The organism is Staphylococcus sp. M0911, assembly GCF_003491325.1.
GTDB classification, from domain to species: Bacteria; Bacillota; Bacilli; order Staphylococcales; family Staphylococcaceae; genus Staphylococcus; species Staphylococcus warneri_A.
In genome coordinates this window covers 57,255-75,174 of the sequence record NZ_CP022881.1, presented here as the reverse complement: position 1 = coordinate 75,174, position 17,920 = coordinate 57,255, and the positions used below count along the sequence as shown (strand labels likewise).

18 protein-coding genes and 1 pseudogene are annotated in these 17,920 nt (G+C 34.0%); 5 read left to right on the top strand and 14 right to left on the bottom strand.

Going from position 1 to position 17,920, the window contains the following annotated elements:
* Nucleotides 1-6: 6 nt before the first annotated feature.
* From ssp1_RS00335 to ssp1_RS00325, 3 genes are all read right to left on the bottom strand, one after another.
* Nucleotides 7-942, bottom strand: coding sequence for an amidohydrolase family protein (locus ssp1_RS00335; protein WP_107536062.1), 936 nt, complete (start codon nt 940-942; stop codon nt 7-9).
* 266 nt (nt 943-1,208) lie between these two features.
* Nucleotides 1,209-1,772: a TMEM175 family protein gene (locus ssp1_RS00330; protein ID WP_075777742.1), complete on the bottom strand. Its 564-nt coding sequence runs from the start codon at nt 1,770-1,772 to the stop codon at nt 1,209-1,211.
* 116 nt (nt 1,773-1,888) lie between these two features.
* Complete coding sequence (locus ssp1_RS00325) at nt 1,889-2,284, bottom strand: AsnC family transcriptional regulator (protein WP_158256662.1); 396 nt, start codon at nt 2,282-2,284, stop codon at nt 1,889-1,891.
* A 116-nt stretch (nt 2,285-2,400) separates the two neighbouring features.
* Here ssp1_RS00325 and ssp1_RS00320 point away from each other — a divergent pair, with 116 nt between their 5' ends.
* Nucleotides 2,401-2,955 (top strand): cysteine hydrolase family protein, encoded by a 555-nt coding sequence (locus ssp1_RS00320; RefSeq protein ID WP_118828054.1) that lies wholly within the window; start codon nt 2,401-2,403, stop codon nt 2,953-2,955.
* Nucleotides 2,956-3,039: 84 nt separating this feature from the next.
* On the opposite strand, the gene ssp1_RS00315 is transcribed toward ssp1_RS00320, so the two are convergent.
* The 7 genes from ssp1_RS00315 to ssp1_RS00285 all read right to left on the bottom strand — a co-directional run bounded on the left by ssp1_RS00315 (nt 3,040) and on the right by ssp1_RS00285 (nt 9,502).
* Complete coding sequence (locus ssp1_RS00315) at nt 3,040-3,306, bottom strand: FmdB family zinc ribbon protein (RefSeq protein WP_015364572.1); 267 nt, start codon at nt 3,304-3,306, stop codon at nt 3,040-3,042.
* Entirely contained in the window at nt 3,306-4,499 is a 1,194-nt protein-coding gene (gene fmdA / locus ssp1_RS00310) for a formamidase (RefSeq protein ID WP_015364571.1), read from the bottom strand. Before fmdA ends, ssp1_RS00315 begins: the two co-directional genes overlap by 1 nt.
* A 339-nt stretch (nt 4,500-4,838) precedes the next feature.
* Nucleotides 4,839-6,194, bottom strand: a complete 1,356-nt coding sequence (locus ssp1_RS00305; protein WP_075777740.1) for an MFS transporter — start codon at nt 6,192-6,194, stop codon at nt 4,839-4,841.
* A 159-nt stretch (nt 6,195-6,353) separates the two neighbouring features.
* Nucleotides 6,354-7,715, bottom strand: coding sequence for a branched-chain amino acid transport system II carrier protein (gene brnQ / locus ssp1_RS00300; protein ID WP_002450219.1), 1,362 nt, complete (start codon nt 7,713-7,715; stop codon nt 6,354-6,356).
* Between the two features lie 224 nt (nt 7,716-7,939).
* Nucleotides 7,940-8,497: a sugar O-acetyltransferase gene (locus tag ssp1_RS00295; protein WP_075777739.1), complete on the bottom strand. Its 558-nt coding sequence runs from the start codon at nt 8,495-8,497 to the stop codon at nt 7,940-7,942.
* 54 nt (nt 8,498-8,551) lie between these two features.
* Nucleotides 8,552-9,157 carry an FMN-binding negative transcriptional regulator gene (locus tag ssp1_RS00290; RefSeq protein WP_075777738.1) on the bottom strand — a complete coding sequence of 202 codons (606 nt, stop codon included), beginning with the start codon at nt 9,155-9,157 and terminating at the stop codon, nt 8,552-8,554.
* 123 nt (nt 9,158-9,280) lie between these two features.
* On the bottom strand, nt 9,281-9,502 hold the full coding sequence (locus tag ssp1_RS00285; protein ID WP_002450216.1) for a hypothetical protein: 222 nt from the start codon (nt 9,500-9,502) through the stop codon (nt 9,281-9,283).
* A 305-nt stretch (nt 9,503-9,807) separates the two neighbouring features.
* On the opposite strand from ssp1_RS00285, the gene ssp1_RS00280 reads away from it, so the two are divergent.
* Entirely contained in the window at nt 9,808-10,845 is a 1,038-nt protein-coding gene (locus tag ssp1_RS00280) for a PTS sugar transporter subunit IIC (protein WP_075777737.1), read from the top strand.
* A 125-nt stretch (nt 10,846-10,970) separates the two neighbouring features.
* Here the strand turns inward: ssp1_RS00280 and ssp1_RS00275 are convergent, their stop codons facing one another.
* Nucleotides 10,971-11,906 carry a hypothetical protein gene (locus ssp1_RS00275; RefSeq protein ID WP_075777736.1) on the bottom strand — a complete coding sequence of 312 codons (936 nt, stop codon included), beginning with the start codon at nt 11,904-11,906 and terminating at the stop codon, nt 10,971-10,973.
* 283 nt (nt 11,907-12,189) lie between these two features.
* Between ssp1_RS00275 and isaB the strand changes: the two genes are divergently transcribed.
* Nucleotides 12,190-12,699 carry an immunodominant staphylococcal antigen IsaB family protein gene (isaB, locus tag ssp1_RS00270; RefSeq protein ID WP_049425553.1) on the top strand — a complete coding sequence of 170 codons (510 nt, stop codon included), beginning with the start codon at nt 12,190-12,192 and terminating at the stop codon, nt 12,697-12,699.
* Nucleotides 12,700-13,040: 341 nt separating this feature from the next.
* Here the strand turns inward: isaB and ssp1_RS00265 are convergent, their stop codons facing one another.
* Nucleotides 13,041-13,775: a class I SAM-dependent methyltransferase gene (locus ssp1_RS00265; protein WP_075777698.1), complete on the bottom strand. Its 735-nt coding sequence runs from the start codon at nt 13,773-13,775 to the stop codon at nt 13,041-13,043.
* 153 nt (nt 13,776-13,928) lie between these two features.
* Between ssp1_RS00265 and ssp1_RS11855 the strand changes: the two genes are divergently transcribed.
* A complete protein-coding gene (locus ssp1_RS11855; RefSeq protein WP_075777699.1) occupies nt 13,929-14,195 on the top strand; it encodes a hypothetical protein in 267 nt (88 codons plus the stop codon).
* Between the two features lie 66 nt (nt 14,196-14,261).
* Here the strand turns inward: ssp1_RS11855 and ssp1_RS00260 are convergent, their stop codons facing one another.
* Nucleotides 14,262-15,500, bottom strand: a complete 1,239-nt coding sequence (locus tag ssp1_RS00260) for an ArgE/DapE family deacylase (RefSeq protein WP_075777700.1) — start codon at nt 15,498-15,500, stop codon at nt 14,262-14,264.
* A gap of 24 nt (nt 15,501-15,524) precedes the next feature.
* Nucleotides 15,525-16,955 (bottom strand): MDR family MFS transporter, encoded by a 1,431-nt coding sequence (locus ssp1_RS00255; protein ID WP_075777701.1) that lies wholly within the window; start codon nt 16,953-16,955, stop codon nt 15,525-15,527.
* Nucleotides 16,956-17,259: 304 nt separating this feature from the next.
* On the opposite strand from ssp1_RS00255, the pseudogene ssp1_RS00250 reads away from it, so the two are divergent.
* Nucleotides 17,260-17,874, top strand: a pseudogene (locus tag ssp1_RS00250) (FMN-dependent NADH-azoreductase); the annotation flags it as partial.
* Nucleotides 17,875-17,920 lie beyond the last annotated feature (46 nt).

Sequence of the window (17,920 nt, the reverse complement as noted above, 5' to 3'; positions counted from 1 at the left end):
TTTATTTTAAAATCCTAATAATTGACTCGCATTGCGATGTAAGAATTTTTCTTTTTGCTCTTCTGTTAGTAAATCTGTAGATTCAATATCTTTAACTAAGTGCTTAATGACTTGATCTGTTGTAAAAGGCGCATCTGCACCATATACGATTTTATTTTCATCTACCATTTTTAATAAGGTTGGAAGTTGATGTGGTAAAACCATACCTGCTAAATCAAAGTATAAACTTTGCATCACTTGTTCAATATCATCTGGACCATTTTCAACGTTAAACATTTTATTACCAATATTAACACGTTGCGCAATGACAGGTAATAATGCACCACTATGCGGTACAATCCATTTAATATTAGGATACTTACTAAATACATTGTTTTGACTCATAAAAATGATTGTACGTGTAGTATCGAAAAAGAATTCCATTAATGGTGATAAAATTTGTGCTTTAATGGATTCATTCACTGGTTTAGGCTCATTAGGATGAATTGCTACGGTCGCTTGTCGTTCATTCAATTTCGCTAACACTTGGTCTAAACGGTCATCTCCTAGATAAATACCACGTGCATTCGTTGGCAATGTAAACCCAAGAGCGTGTTGTTCATCTAAAGCATGGTCAATCATGCGAATACTTTCATCAACTAATGGTAGTGGTAATGAAGCAAAGTAACCTAATTGATCACTATGTGCATGATGTAAATCTTCAGCATAGGCATTAACTTCTTCTGTGAGTTCAAGCATCACTTCATCTGGTGCAGCACTCAAATGGGGGCTTGAAATAGAAAGCACACCATAATCAATGTCTTCTTCTGCCATTAATTTCAAATAGTCATCGACAGAGAATGCTGGCGTTGGTACACCGTCTCCTTTACCATCAAAATAATCATCTAAAAATTTCACAAACCCAGGTGATAGGTAATGTGAATGTAAATCTATTTTCTTCATCATTAATATACTCCTTTTATATAGACTCTGTTTGATACGTCAACCATTGACCCAATCGATTGTAAAAGTCATTCAATGTCCTTAAAAATTTTATTCGGACACCTATCCGTTTATTATGAGAAAAATTTTTCTAAATTACAAAAGATTTGATTTCTAAAGTAAAAATAAACAATCTCATTCGGACGACTGTTTTAGCACAATAAAAAATACCTATTCTAATAAGGAGTCATATCCGTATTAGAACAGGCTTATTTTCGACCTATCATTTATGAATGTTGTTTATGAAATGGGATCACCCATATTAAGATATTAAGTAACAATCCAATGAGTGCATACGGTGGGAAGAAAAAGGAAATGATCAATGTGATAACATTGTTAGCAAATGAAATCATTTCTTTGACTCTTGTTTCACTCAAATGATGATTTTGCGTTTTAGGTGATAGTTTAATTACTTGGTTTCTTAGTAACATGAATGACAAATTAAACGCGATAATATCTATGTTATACAATAACGCTGCTTGCCATGACATAATATCATGACCAAACCATGCAGTGATGGTTGGTAGTAGTGATAACCAAAAAAGGAAATTAATATTCGTCCATAATATTTTATTGTTGATTTCACTAATTTGGTTTAATAAATGATGATGACTAATCCAAATTGTTGCAATGGCTATAAAGCTAACTGCATACGCTATAAAGTTATATTTCAATTCTAAAATAGCTTCTAAACTATGATGATGTTCTGGTAATTTAAGTTCTAATACTAATATCGTAATAATAATGGTTATAACGCCATCACTAAATGCTTCAACTCTACTTTTTGACATTCATTTCCAACTCATTTCTCATCTTTATGTAAGAATCAAAAGTTACCTTATTCTATAAAAATAGTCAATATATATTTGTATTTTATATACGATTTACCAGCTTACAACGTCTCATTTCAAACTAAATTTTCACCTACTGTGTGTTCCACCGTATATCGAGCATAATTTGATATTTTCTCTAAATATTGATCTAGTTCTTTATTATCGAAATGGGCTAATACGATAAAACAAGCTTCTCCACTCACTTTATAAAATTGTTCAATATGATCAAAATCCATCGTTATTTGTTTTATTTGATCAAAATATACACCATTCAAAAATATTCTGATGAACTGTGTAGACTGGTATGATTTGCGAATCGTGAAATGATTAATAACACCTGTGTCAATCAATTGATTAATCCTACTACCGACTGCTTGTCCTGTCATATGCACTTGATCACCAATTTGTTTATTCGTTAATCGACTATTTTCTTCTAATAATTCGATAATTTGTCTATCTATCTGATCCATTTGTCTCACTCTTTTCATTGTGAAAGTCATTCATAGTCATTTCTTTCAATAGTCTATTTATACCTTATTTAAAATGATTTACGCTAGAAATAAGAAAAATTTAAGGGGGAGATATCATGACCAAAAAACAAGCACTTATTATTATAGATATACAAAACGATTACTTTGAAGGAGGTAAAAATCCTTTAGTCAATCCAGAGCTTGCGACAGACAACGCTGTGCAATTAAAGGATAAATTCAAACACTTGGAACGACCTGTTATTTATATTCAACACATTGATCATACCGAGGACGCACCTTTGTTTGAAGCTGGCACAGATGGCATAGAAATCCATGAAAAGTTTAACCTACAATCTGATGATATTGTTATTGAAAAACAGTATCCTAATAGCTTTTTAGGAACAACGTTACAAGATACATTACAAGAATATGGCGTCGAACAACTTGTCATCACTGGTATGATGACGCACATGTTTATCGATTCTACAACACGAGCTGCTGCAGAATTAGGTTATGAACCTATTCTTATCGAAGATACAACTGCAACATGTAACCTTGAATATAAAGGACAAATGGCAGAGGCCAAAGATGTACAAAACGCATTTATTTCAGCATTATCTAACTTTGCAGTAGTTACTACTACAACTGTATTTTTATCAAACTTAAAATAATCTCACTTTTTCCTAATAAGTTAACCCTCTCACATGAACTGTAGTGGGAGGGTTTTTATTATGTCATTTGGTTGTCTACAAAGACTAATGATCTGCCATCCATGGTCTGCTTTGTTTGGTTGGTCTTGGTGTCATTTTCGGTAATTGATCTTTGGACATGATGCGAGGTGTTTGCCCTCGTTCAATTCTTTGTTTCAGTTTGCCATCCATTTTATAGGTTTGGAATGTCGAGAATACGCGCTTTGCATCATGATGACATTGTGGACATTCTGCCATATCATGTTGTTCCTTCATAGATTGGCGTAAGGTAAATTCGCCACATTCTTTACATTCATAAGTATATTGAGGCATTATTGATCAGGCTCCAAATTCGGTACGATGTCATCTTTGAAGATCTCTCTTGGAATCGCAATCGTACAACATGCATTAGGCACGTCCACTATACCTGCGACTGTACCTTGTACCGGTGCAGTACCTAATAACATATAAGCTTGTTCACCTGTAAATCCACGTGTTTTTAGGAATTCAATTGCATTTAATACCGCATTTCGGTACGCAGTATTGGCATCTAGATATGTTTGTTTACCACTGAATTCATTTACAGAAATACCTTCAAACACAATATAATCTGTATAATTCGGCATTACTGGTCCTGGTTTAAACGCAGGGTTCTTTTTAATATGATATTTTTCCATACCATTTTTAATAACATTAACTCTTAAATCAATCCATCCCGGCATTTCGATACCACCACAGAAGGTTATTTCTCCATCCCCTTGAGAGAAATGTAAATCTCCGACTGAAAGTTTTGCGCCTTCAACAAATACAGGGAAATAGATACGAGAGCCCTTTGATAAGTTCTTAATATCACAGTTTCCACCATTTTCACGAGGTGGTACAGTACGCGCACCTTCTCTCGCCACTCTATCAAAGTCTTTACCAGTTAAGGTTCCGGCCACAACCGCATCCGTATCAGGTAAGTTAGCTAAGACTGGTTCACGATTTGGATCCGTATCCACTAATTCTTTCTCGCGACGATTCCATTCATCTAGCATCTCTTGAGTAGGTGCCACACCAATCAATCCTGGATGAATCTGTCCTACAAATTCAACACCTGGTACATGTCTACTCGTCGCATAAATACCATTAAAATCCCAAATTGATTTCTGTGCATTTGGATAATGGTCAACTAAGAAACTGCCGCCATTTGTTTTATCGAAAATACCATTGAACCCCCATTGATGTTCATCAAAAACACCGATATCCAAGATATCTACTACAAGTAAATCACCCGGTTGTACGTTGTTTACATGCACTGGACCACTTAAAACATGTACACGATTTAAGTTCACGTGTTTGATATCACTTGGATCATCATTATTGGCTACTTGCCCATCTGTCCAATCTAAGCATTCCATTCTAAATGATTCTCCTGGATCTACTGAAAATGCTGCTGGAATATCTGGATGCCATCGATTGTGTCCTGGATGTGCTTGTTGATCCATCTTCTTGTTTAAATCAATACTAAATAACTTTTTAGGCATATGCCCTTCCCCCTTACATATGAAAGTTAGTTATGACTGATTATCAAGTTATCTAAATATTAACACAATTAAAGTTACAAAATATATTAAAATGTGTATATTTTTATTAATTGGAATTATTACGATAAACAGATGATATAAAGGGATATGTTTGAACATTCAAAGGGTAGTAGGGGAGGGGAAGTTGCATAGAATTACTCAACAAATAAGACTTCCGTTTGTCTACCTTCAGACATACGGAAGTCTTACCCTTAGTTCTATAACCCTTGTCATTTCAATCTTTATAGTGGATTGATACAATTATACTCTCATTGATTCACTTTCTAGCCTATACTTAAATTATTCATCTTCAACATTTTTACCAACAGGTTCCCATTTCAATACAAATGTAATGACAAGACCGATTAGTGGTACGAGACCAATCCATAACATCGTTTGGTTTAATCCGACTGCTGCTAATATAATCGGAAATACAAACGTTCCTATAATACTACCCGTTCGACTCACTGACTCCACAATACCTGTCGCTTGTGAACGTAAATGTGTTGGGAATGATAATGCACCAATTGTCTTACCTTGCGTTCCTGGTCCACCTGAATGACCGAATAAGAACAATGCAATTAAACATGTATTAATCACCATTGGTAAGTTATTGTAAAATAGGCCTGTTACAACCATAACAAATAAGACAATACCGAAACCTATCATTGTAAGTTTTCTTGTACCTAGACGATATGTATACTGTGCACCTAAGTACGCACCGATGATACCAGCAACATTGACAATTGCTGTACCAAATAAGACCCCTAACTTATCCTCACTTATCATATATTTAGCAATAATTGGAATATATAATCCCACTGCGTAGTACTGCATACCTTGTAATGTTGATATCGCTGTTGCTAGTGTTAATCTCTTTAAATATGGTTTTTTAAGTAGTACTTTATATGATTGTTGTTGTGCGTTTGATTGATGTTCTCCTTGTCTTTCATCTAATTTCAACTGCACATCGTAATGTTTCTGAATATAGTGTGTCGCCTTTTCAAGTGAAAAGTGATCAATAATCCAAGTCGGACTTTCTTGTAAATACTTTAATCGCATGATATATAGCACTAAAGCAATACAAGCCCCAAATCCAACTGCCATACGCCATAATGTTTCTCCTGCTCCCATTAAGAAAAATGCAATGACCACTAACGACGATGTCACAATCGCTATGTACCATACGACTTGCCAGTAGTTAACGTTACGACCTCGTTGGACTTTGTTACTAATTTCTGCAATAAATGTAAACGCTACTGGACTGTCCATACCTATCGCAATGCCCATCAGAAATCTAAATATCAATAAGGTCATAATATTAGGCGAAAATGCTGCACCTAAAGACGTAATCATTAATATTAACAATGATATTGAAAGGATACGCTTTCTACCAAATCGATGCGCGAGTGTCCCTCCAAAAATCGCACCAATTAATGCACCTACAGGTAATGATGTCATCACGAATGATAGCATGGTTGGAGATAAATTGAATTCTTTCGTGATTTGGTCTGTCATCGTTCCTAAAATGGTAATATCATATGCATCTAAAAATATCGTTCCTAATATCATCAATAACAACATATTGGATGTATGTTGTTTGTCCGCGTCATCAATGATTCGATATAAATCTTGCTTTGACTTCACAATTTCCATATTAACCATCCCTTATTTTATTTTAGATTAAGCGTAATTAATGATTATTAACTCATTGTTAAGCGCAAATAAATATTTATTTAAGTCATACGCTGTCGCTCTGTCATTGTTTAAAAAATAGCGCCTATCTCAAATGTAAGATAGACGCTATATAGTCAATTATTCTGTTGTCGTTGACTTATTCGAGCGGATTTTATAAACAATCAATCCAATGATAAATCCGATTAATGCCGGTAGAATCCAACCCATACCAATATCAAAGAATGGTAGGTATTTTTCACCTAATGAAATGATAAATTTAGCGAATGATGTTTTCAAAAATGGCTCTGGACTAGCCTTAACACCATCGATAAATGACGCGATCATTGTGAAGAAAATCGTAAATCGATATACAATTTTCGAATGATTGAATAATGGACTTACTAAAGTTAATAAAATAATTGTAATAGCCAATGGATAAATGAACATCAATACTGGCGTTGAATACATAATGATTTTAGTTAAACCAACATTAGCAAAAATACATGCTAAGATACTTACCACTGTCGCAAACATTAAGTAACTACGTTTCGGGAATAACTCTGTAAATGTTTCAGAGAAAGCAGTGATTAAACCAATCGCTGTTTTTAAACATGCGACAATTACGATTAGAGATAATACGATAATTCCGTAATCTCCAAGATAGTGTCTCGCGATTTGAGCTAATGCAATACCACCATTTTCACTCACTTTAAATTTACCGATACTCATTGTACCCATAAACGCAAGTAAACTATAGATAATCCCCATTAATACAATACTGATAGTTCCTGATTTAAATGTTTCTTTGGCGATGCTGTTAGGATTTGTGATACCTAACTTTTTAATCGTAGATACAATAATAATACCAAAGGCTAATGATGCTAATGCATCTAACGTGTTATAACCATCAATGAATCCTTTAAGTAATGGACTCTTATCGTAATCTGCACTCACAGGCGCATTCGTTAACCCACCTAATGGATGGATGAACGCTAAGACTACAACAATACCTAATAAAACTAAAAAGACTGGATTTAAAAATTTACCTATGTAATCTAAAATTTTAGACGGCTTTCTCGCAAAGAACCAAGCTAATAAGAAGAAAATAATACTAAAGATCGGTAAGTAAATCTTCGCAACATCAGGTGAAATGAATGGTGAAAATGCAATTTCAAAAGATGTTGTTGCTAACCTAGGTAACGCAAAGAATGGCCCAATGACTAGATACAAACCAATCGTAAATATGTATGCATATGTTTTACTAACTCTTGACGTAATTTCAAAAATACCGTTTGTTTTAGACATACCGATAGCGATAATACCTAAAAACGGTAATCCGATAGCAGTAATTAAAAAGCCTAAATTGGCAATAAATACGTTTGACCCTGCTGTTTGTCCAAGATGAATTGGGAAAATAATATTCCCAGCACCAAAGAATAAACCAAATAGCATTGATCCGATAAAAATGTTCTCTTTTAAAGTCAATTTGTTTTTCATCATGTCTGTTTATTCTCCTAGTTATTTTTTATTCATTATACATGATATTTTGTAAAGGAAAAATGTAAATAACAAGAAAATTTTAAAAAATTAGACAATAATACATCATTATTACTTTATAAAATGTAAAATAACACATTGAGTGATATTTTTAAAAAAAGTACTATACACCATTTGTATAGCACTTCATTCTCATATATTTGTTTTATCAATCAGTTATCAAACTGCTATTCTTCTAATTCTTTAATGACTTTTGCCGGTACACCTGCTGCAAGGGTATTATCTGGTATATCCTTTGTGACTACTGCACCTGAGGCAATCACTACATTATTTCCAATAGTCACTCCTGGAGTAATCGTGACTTTGCCACCTATCCAAACATCGTCGCCTATATTTACAGGACTTGCTTGAGCTAAATACTCTCGTCTTCCTTTTGCGCTTAATGGATGGTTAACAGTATAAATATCGACATTAGGACCTATCATCACATGGTTCCCAATATTCACTGGCGCTATATCTAGAATGGTAAGGTTATAGTTTGTTAAGACGTCATGTCCGACATGTATATTTTTCCCGTTATCACAATTGAATGTCGCTTGGAATGAAATGTTTTCACCAGCAGACCCTAATATCTGGCGGATTTTGCTTTCTTGTTGTGCCGGTTCTGTAGCAGGAATGGCATTAAATTCTTGGCATAATTGTGCTGCTCTAGCTTTACGTGCCGCCACTTCCTCATCATCAAAATGATACGGCATACCTTTATCTAATTTGTCTATTTCTCTCATTGCTACCTAATCCTCCCAAGTTTATGTTATTCATGAATTCTATAAAATAATGTCTTAATATTTCTCTATTTCTTTAGCAATTTTACTTTCCTTTTGATTGCCCGACGCCTTTAATTGCTTAACAATATTCACTTTTTCCTGCTTACTTCTATTTTGACTAAGTTTATATACTGCTTCTATGTCATTCACTTTAACTTGAAATCCGACAATCCCATGTATTTGTCTCTTAGTATCTTCTGATAAATGATTCCAAGTTGCACCATCATCTTTATGGCCTTCATATTGATTCAATAATTGCTTCAAATCAGATACTAGTTCGTCATGATTCAATAATCGTCCTTCCCCATATACATGCACACTTTGATAATCCCATGTCGGTACATCTTCTGTCTCGTACCATGTAGAGGAAATATAGGAGTCTGGTCCTTGGAAGATCACTAATACATGTGCGTTATGTTCTATCATTTGTACCAATTCATTATGTTTCGCTAAATGTCCTGTAATCACTAATTGATCATCTTGTTCTGAAATCATCACGGGAATATGTGACGCGATGGGTTTTACGTCGTTACTCGTTACGATCGTCGCAAAATTGTTGTGCTGCATAAATCGTTTTATTTCTTCATAATCATTGATTTGTGAATGCTTACCAATATACATGATGTAACACACCCTTTTAATGAATTCATCTTATTCATCATCGATTCTTTTTTATATTCAAAAAGCTGTAGATCAATCATCCACAGCTCCTCGTTTTAATACCTCAATTATCGTATTACAACATTATAAATATTGATCTGCATGTTCTAATCTATAATGTTCTGTCACTTCTTTTTCATGTTCGAATTCTTTTTCAGTTAATTTCTTAATATTTTCGACCGCATACCCTAATTTCTTTGCGAATGCTTCCACTTCATCTTTATCTTTTGCAAGCACAAACATTGTTAACACATTATCATCTACAATATCTTTATGATGTTGATAATCTAGTTTAAAAAATTTCATGACTATCTCCCCCTCTTTACGTGTTTATTATATACCCCAAATCATCATTTTATTCATGTAAATTGCCATCTTTTTTGTCTATATTGTTAAAAATATTATTTTGAATATTGAAGTATATTGTTTCATTTACATTCCCTCGACGTGTCTATCAAAGGAGGTTAGAGGCATTTCATTTGAATTTTCAAAAAAATTAAATATTGATTAATAATGGTTTGTGGACGATTTAATTTTTTGAACATTATGTTACAATTGTCAAATGATTTTTTATAGAACAATTCTTATTTCTACTAAAGGGGTTTAATGACATGAATATTATATTAGGCGTCGGAACACTCGTTATCGTGTTGGTCATTATGACATTGTTCCTTAAATTCGCACCATATGGTAAGGAAGGCTTACAAGCTTTATCTGGTGCTGCTTGTGCTACATTCCTACCTCAAGCATTCTTAAGTTATGCAATTGGTGGTATCTTACATATTAAATTCTTACAAGACATCGGGGACCTTGCGGGTAGTCTAGGTGGTATTGCAGTAGGTATCCTCGCATGTATCAATTTAGGTGTATCACCTGTCTTCGCTATTATCGTCGGTCTTGTATTAAAGGATTTCAGTTTATTACCAGCGTTTATCGCTTCATATATAGTTGCATTTATTATTAAATTGATTCAGAAGAAAGTGCCTGAAGGTTTAGATTTAATCGCAGTGATACTCATTGCACCGGCATTAGTATATGGACTTGCATCACTGATTAATCCAGGTGTTACAGCCGTATTAAATCAAATTGCAGGTGCCGTGAACTCAGTTGGCGACAGTAGTCCATATGCTCTAGCGATCATCTTAGGCTTAATTATTCCAGTTACAAGTATGACGCCATTAAGTTCAATGGTGCTCGCAAGTATCTTAGGCCTTACAGGACTACCAATGGCCATTGGTGCTATTACTTGTACAGGTGCGTCATTTGTAAACTTCACATTATTCAACATTTTGAAAATTGGCGAAAAACCAAATCGATTTGCAGTCTTTATCGAGCCTTTAACACAAATTGATTTAATCGTAAGATATGCGCCCGTTTTATACGGTACGAATGCTCTTATTGGTATGGTCAATGCTTGTATTATTGCATTTAGTGGACTGAAAATTGGTGTCACTGGTATGGCAACACCTATCGCAGGTGCGATTGTCTTATTTGGCTTTAACAATCCAGTTTCATCAGCGATTACAATTATTGCCGTAGCTATCACAAGTCTAGTACTCGCCTTTATTATTGGTACACTCATTAAAAAATTCGATTTAATGCACTTACACATACCAATGCCTTGGCAAAAAAATACGAAACACTCATAATACAAAAACAACTCCCAACCATGCGATTGTTATCGCGGCTGGGAGTTATTTTTATATCTTATTAACAATCAATATTTACACAAAGTTTTACAAATTTAGCGAACTTTTCTAATTTAATTCAAGTCCTAATATCCTGAACCGATTTTGTCACCATTTTCATCAAATTTAGTCACATAACCATCATCTGTATCAACAGTATATGAGCCGGCTAAATTACCTTCTTTATCATCATATGAGAATCCCCATTTACCATCACTTGTTTTTTCAGGTTCTTTAAATGTATACGTATCTGTATCTAACTTTTCACCTTCGTAAGATTCTACTTTATCAATGACATTATCACGTGTCACTTCTTCAGAATCTGAACTACTATCAGATGAACTATTGTCGTCTGAACTTGAATCATCATCACTTTCGTCGTCAGATGAAGTAGGCATCTTATCGTATAAGCTAATTTTATCAGCTATTGTTTTTAAAGCACTATCGCTTTTGTATTTATTATAAACATCTTTCGTATCGTGTTCTTCACCAGTTTTTAAGGCATCTTTATATGAAGGAATTTGACTTTGAGTAACACCGATATATATCTTGTCATCACTAATACCAATAATTGTAGCGGCCATAACCTTTGATGGTGTAACATTATAAAATTTCATGCCTGCAGGTGCACCCGGAATTTGTTGACCATCCTTACTTATTTTTAATTCAGTCAAAGTTTTTGTTTCTTTTCCTTGTGAATTATTTTCAGTATATCTACCTGTCAATATATCATTTTTAGTATAAGTGTACTCTCCTGATTCGTTAGATAAAAAGATTAACGCTATTCTTTCCTTTTCAGATAGATTCGAAATATCATTCGTAGATGATTGTTTAGACTTGCTTGATTGGTTTGAACTTTCTTTGCTTGATGATGACTTAGAATCGTTCCCTTTTTTACTGTCTTCACTCTTTTGTGTATCTTCTACTTTCGATGCTCCTTTTGAATCACTAGATGAATCGCCATTGTTACAAGCTGACAAAAGTAATAATGCTGTTCCACTTAAAAATAAAAATTTCTTCAATGATAAATCCCCTTTGTTTAATGTTTTTTCAAAAATTCCCAAATATATATTATTACTACTTCTTTATACGAGGCAATTATACTATATTTTTATAAAAATATGGCCAACAAACAGAAATCATTTATATTTATACCGTATATGCAAAAATGTATTTTTAAATTAATAGTTATATTGCTAAAATCGACAATCATTTTATACTTTAAATTTGAATCTTTTATAAATTTGTTGTACTTTAAAGTTGGTAGCGTTTTCACTACCGAAAATTACACAGGAGTGATGCTTTATGAAGAAATTAACTAAAACTTTTGTTGCGGGAAGTATTGTATTAGGCACAGCACTAGGAGTAAGCGTTTCTACAGATAATGTATCATCTCACCAAGCACACGCGGCGTCATCACAGTATTGGTATAAATATAACGGTTACACTGCTTCAGGAGGTAACTTTGTATTGAGCCAATCATTCTATAATGGTTTAAAAGCGGATAATTTAGAGTTCAACGGTGTTAAAGTTAGCGGTAAATATCAAGCACCAACGAATTCTAAAGTCATTTATGATCAAACATTCCAACAGTATAAAAATCACAAAGCAAACAATGTAGATATTAAAGTAAAACCAAACTCAATTAGCTTAAAACAAGTGAAACAAAAATATGGTAATAACTATGATTATCAAAATCCATTAACAGGACCTGCTAAAAAGAAAGGCGATGGCATTTATAGTTATCAAGTAGGCAAAGGTCATATTGCGTTTGCAATTGAAAACGGATATGTCACTAAAGCCAACGTATCATAAACATCTTAAAGCTAGTTAATATTATACCTTCCATATATAAAAGAGAAGCTAGGACATAAATATATACTTCAAGTTACATTTATGTTTAGGCAGTAGTTGACTGTAAAGTCATTCTTTTTCTTATAGAAATTAGAATGACTTACACATGCGTATTGACTCATGTGTTCAAATTAAGCTTTAGAGGTATACATGAACTAAAGTTCATGCATAAAACCGTCTAAGTAATAAATTACAAAGACGGTCTAATGTACCAAGCTTTTTCATTTCTAGTCAACCTTGCCGGGGTGGGACAACGAAATAAATTTTAAGAAAATTTTATTTCTGTCCCTCTCCCTTCTTTATCACTTCATTTTCCCTATAATTCCGTATGCCATATCTCTTATGAAGGCACTATGATTGTGTTGTGCCTCTGCTTTTAATTCTTTTTTGAACGTTTCTATTGAGAAGGTCTCGTCCACAATATGATGTGCCTTCATTCTTGGTAGCATAATGCCTAAAAGCCATTCTAAATCATTGTTGTCGGATGTATGAATGACCGCTTCCGCAAAGTAATCAATGTCTTTCAGACCTATTTCGTTCAACAAATTGTATAACTTTTGGCCGATATGAATATCGCCACCTTCTTGCGCTACAGTTTGCCATATCCACTGTATCGATGTTTGATGTAGTGGCAGTTCATCTGCACCCGTACCGCCATTGATAGCATCACTTTCCTGAAAGCAGAATATTCCTTCAGGTTTTAAGAAGTCCTTTAATATACGTAACGCCCATGCCACGTCTGGTAAATACATGAGCACTCTTCTACCAATGATGACATCGAATTGGCCTAATGTTTCTGGCAATTGATAAATATCATGTTGTTGATAAGACACATGATCATATTGATTATTTTCAACTGCTTTTTCCAACAGTGTTTGATTCATATCAATACCAATGACTTCACCTTGTGATCCAACACGTTCAGCTACTAATTGAGTGACTTCCCCAGTCGCACATCCAATATCTAATATGCGCATGCCTGGTTTAATATCTGCTCTATCTAGCAACTTGATAATAACTTCATTTCGTTCATTCATTCATCTCTCTCCCTTTTGAAAAACTCTCGATTTTCCTAAAGCTAAAGTGCCTTCACTTTATATAATTTAATAATTAAATTGATTTGAAATTTGAGTAATAACCATATATAATATGATATTAATATAACAACATGATTAGAAAGGATAAACATCATGACCAACATCCGCTTACTATATGTCACTTCAATTATTTTAACAGTATTGAATTTATTTATCGTTTATACGACCTTTTTCACTAATTTATTTAACAATTCTACATTCTCGTTCTGGTATTGGCCAGGTGCTAGTCTTATTTTCATGACTTTAATCATCCTTTTAGCCTTACTTTCAAAATGTAAACACAAATTAACTGTCATTGTATTAGGTGTTTTAAATATCATCTTACTCATTCTATTTTCTACGCCACTCTTATTATCATAATATAAAAGGAGTAGCCCTGATCATACGTATATCATGCAATCAATAGCTACTCCTATATATGTTTATTTAAGCTTCATTTAAATAAGATGTTAATAATTCAATATAATAATCAACGAATTGATGATATGTTTCTTTATTCACATGTTCATTGACTTGATGTGGTACTGTACCTGGGCCAAACATTAAGAATGAGAAATGTTCATCTTTATCACGTAGTAAATTAGATGCGTCAGTCACACCAACTGTTGGTGTTGCAACGACATCTCTCTTGAAAATATTGGCTGCCACTTGTTGACCTAGCGCGATTAAACGATTTTCCCCTGTTGTAAGTACAGGATCTAAGTCTAAGTACATATCTTCTTCCAGTTGACCGCCTTCATTATTAATCTGTTCAATATGCTTTTTAAATAAAGCTTTTACTTGATCATTATTAAACTCTGGAACGGTACGAATGTTATAGTCTGTTGTTGCCATATCAGGTACAGAATTGACTTGGTTGCCACCTTGAATAATTGTATGGTTAATTACCAATCCATTAATGACGCGCTCGATTTCTTCTTCCTCAACTTTGTCACCCACACGTCCTTTTATTCTCTCAATCACATGTTTGAAATCAAATTGTTCACACTGTAATTCTTTTCTAATGTCTTCGTATTCCTCATCAATATTTCGTACAAAATCTAGTAATGGTTTAATCGCATTTTGTCCAACCACAGGCATAGAACTATGTGCTGCTTGTCCGCGAGATACAATTTGATAATCCATAGAACCTTTATGCGCATAAACAATACCTGATTCGGATGGTTCTGCAATGACTAATGCATCCACATCATCCATATAACCTTCTTTATATAATTGTTCTGAACCTAGTTGTTGCATCTCTTCTCCAGCTGTCGCCATTAACTTGATAGTACCTTGTTTTAACGCGCCACTTTGATTAATTTCAATCATCGCAATGACTAGTGCAGCTAAGCCTGCTTTCATATCTGATGTGCCACGACCATATAAAAAGCCATCTTGTTCTGTTAATTCAAATGGTGGGAATTGCCAATTATTAGAATCGCCTTCTGATACCACGTCCATATGTCCTGAAATCGCCACGACTGGGTGACCTTCACCAATAGAAGCAATTAGGTTAGCACGATTGTTATGACCTTTAATTTCATCGATATCTGCTTTGATACCATGCTTTTCTAATAAATCTTTTAAATATTTTGCTACTTCTATTTCATTATCATTCACTGTTTTGATTTCTACGATATCTTTTAAAATTTGTAAATGGTCCTCTTTTGTAAATACACTCATGTCAAATACTCCTTTATAATTTTATTATTTTCTAGAAGTTTTTGTCTTATCTTTGATGAATAAACATAGAATAAATGCAATCACAATCAAGATGGTTGTAAATATAAATGCTGCATCTACACCATGCACCGTAGCTGCTCGCATCATTTCAGTTTTAGACTGCCCGGTATGACTACCCGCTAGATCATTTTTAGATACAATGGAAAGAATCGTAATACTAACTGCGGTACCCATTGCCCCAGCGATAATACGTAATGAATTCATAATTGCTGTACCATGAGAAATTTCTTCCGATTGTAATGCATTAAGTCCTGCAGTATTCAATGGCATGATTAATAAACCGACTGAGAACATACGAATCGCATAAATAACGACGACATACCAAAATGGCGTATCTGTTGATAAAAATGTATGAAGAATCGTCATAATAATCAACAGTGTGAAGCCAGGTATCACTAGGACACGTAATCCGAAACGGTCAAACACCTTACCTGTATAAACAGAAATAAATGCATTAAACACAGCACCTGGTAAAATCACAAGACCTGACAATACCGCTGATAGTCCTAAACCTGTTTGTACATACATAGGAATGAGTAATGCAGGACCAACGATACCAATAAATAGCAACATAGATGCTACTGCTGATAAGGTAAATGTCTTACTTCTAAAGACACGTAAATTTAACAATGGATGGTCAATATTTAACTGACGGAATGTAAAGATGGCAATCACGATTACACCTAAAATAAATGTAATGATTACAGCTGGTGACGTGATACCCACCGTACTGATACTACTAAACGCGAATAAAATGAGGCCGAAACCAAAGGTAGAATATACAACAGAAATCTTGTCTAAAGCAGTATCTTTTGGAGAGCTATGGTTTTCAACGAAGAAGTAACCAATCACAAAGGCAATAATAGCAATCGTTGCGACGACGTAAAACGGCATTCTCCAACTAAACGCATCAATGAGTAATCCCGTTAACGTTGGTCCAATCGCAGGTGCAGACTGTGCGACAATACCTGTTAGTCCCATCGCAAATCCACGTTTTTCTACTGGGAATAAGGTGAACACCGTAAATTGCATGAGCGGCAATAAGATACCTGCGCCTATTGCTTGAATCACACGAGCCACCATTAAAATACTAAAGTTTGGGGAAAGTGCTGCCACTAAAGATCCAATTAAAAAGGCAGCCATAGAGAAAATATATAAACCACGTGTGGAATATCTATCCATTAAAAATGCAGTAAGTGGAATCATAACACCGTTAACCAACATAAATCCTGTAATCAACCATTGTGCTGTAGTTTCAGGAATACCTAAACCTGAAATAATCGCCGGTAATGCAGTATTCAAAATGGTTTGATTTAACATAGCTACGAATGCACTGATTAACATCACTACTACAATCGTATTTCGTTTTGCTATTGTCATTTCACTACTCGACACGACACCCTACTCCTTTCTTAAAATTGTCCACGAAAAACTGTATCATTTTTAGTTAGCTTAGCAAACCATTTTACTTAAAAGACGCTAAATTATTCCTAACTGTTGAAAATATTTGTGTGTGTTGAAATAAAATGTGTGAAATTGAACAACGTGAATGTTATGATGTCGTTTATTTTTAACGTGAATAGGATACTAATTACTTATAATGTATTTGAGAGTCAATAGTAATAGGATTTTATGATATAACCGTGTATACTTGTCATATTACATACAAAGGAGTATTTAACTATGAAGACGTTACTTACACCCTGATTTTAATAATGACAGTACCTATACTGCTCAAATGAAAGCTATGTTTTTAGAAAAATATAATGAAGCATTTCCTAACGGAGAGATTGAAGAACTTAACTTATATGAAGGTTTATTACCTCGTCTTGATAGCGAGCAATTATTAAACGTGTGGAATAAACTTGGCGCGGGTACACCGTTATCTGAAGAAGAGCAACAAGTTGCTGAGAAATCTACATTTTTAGTACAACAATTTAAAGCACATCATCGTATTGTAATTTTGACACCATTACACAACTTCAATATCACATCTCGTTTAAAAGATTACATCGATAATATTATGATTCCTAGAGAAACATTTAAATATACAGACGATGGCTCAGTTGGACTAATGACAGATGATTATAAAGCATTACTATTACAAGCAAGTGGTGGTATTTATACCAATGAAGATCGTTATACACCTCTTGAATTCTCATACCATTATTTAAGAGAAATGTTCAAAGAAGTTATGGGCTTTGATGAATTCTACATTGCACGTGCACAAGGTACATCCATTTTACCTAAAGAAGATATTATCAAAGATGCAGCTAAAGATATCGATCAAGTCTTTGACGCATTTTATTCATAAAATATCAATAATCGCATAAATCAAGCGTAGTACTTAACTATCATGT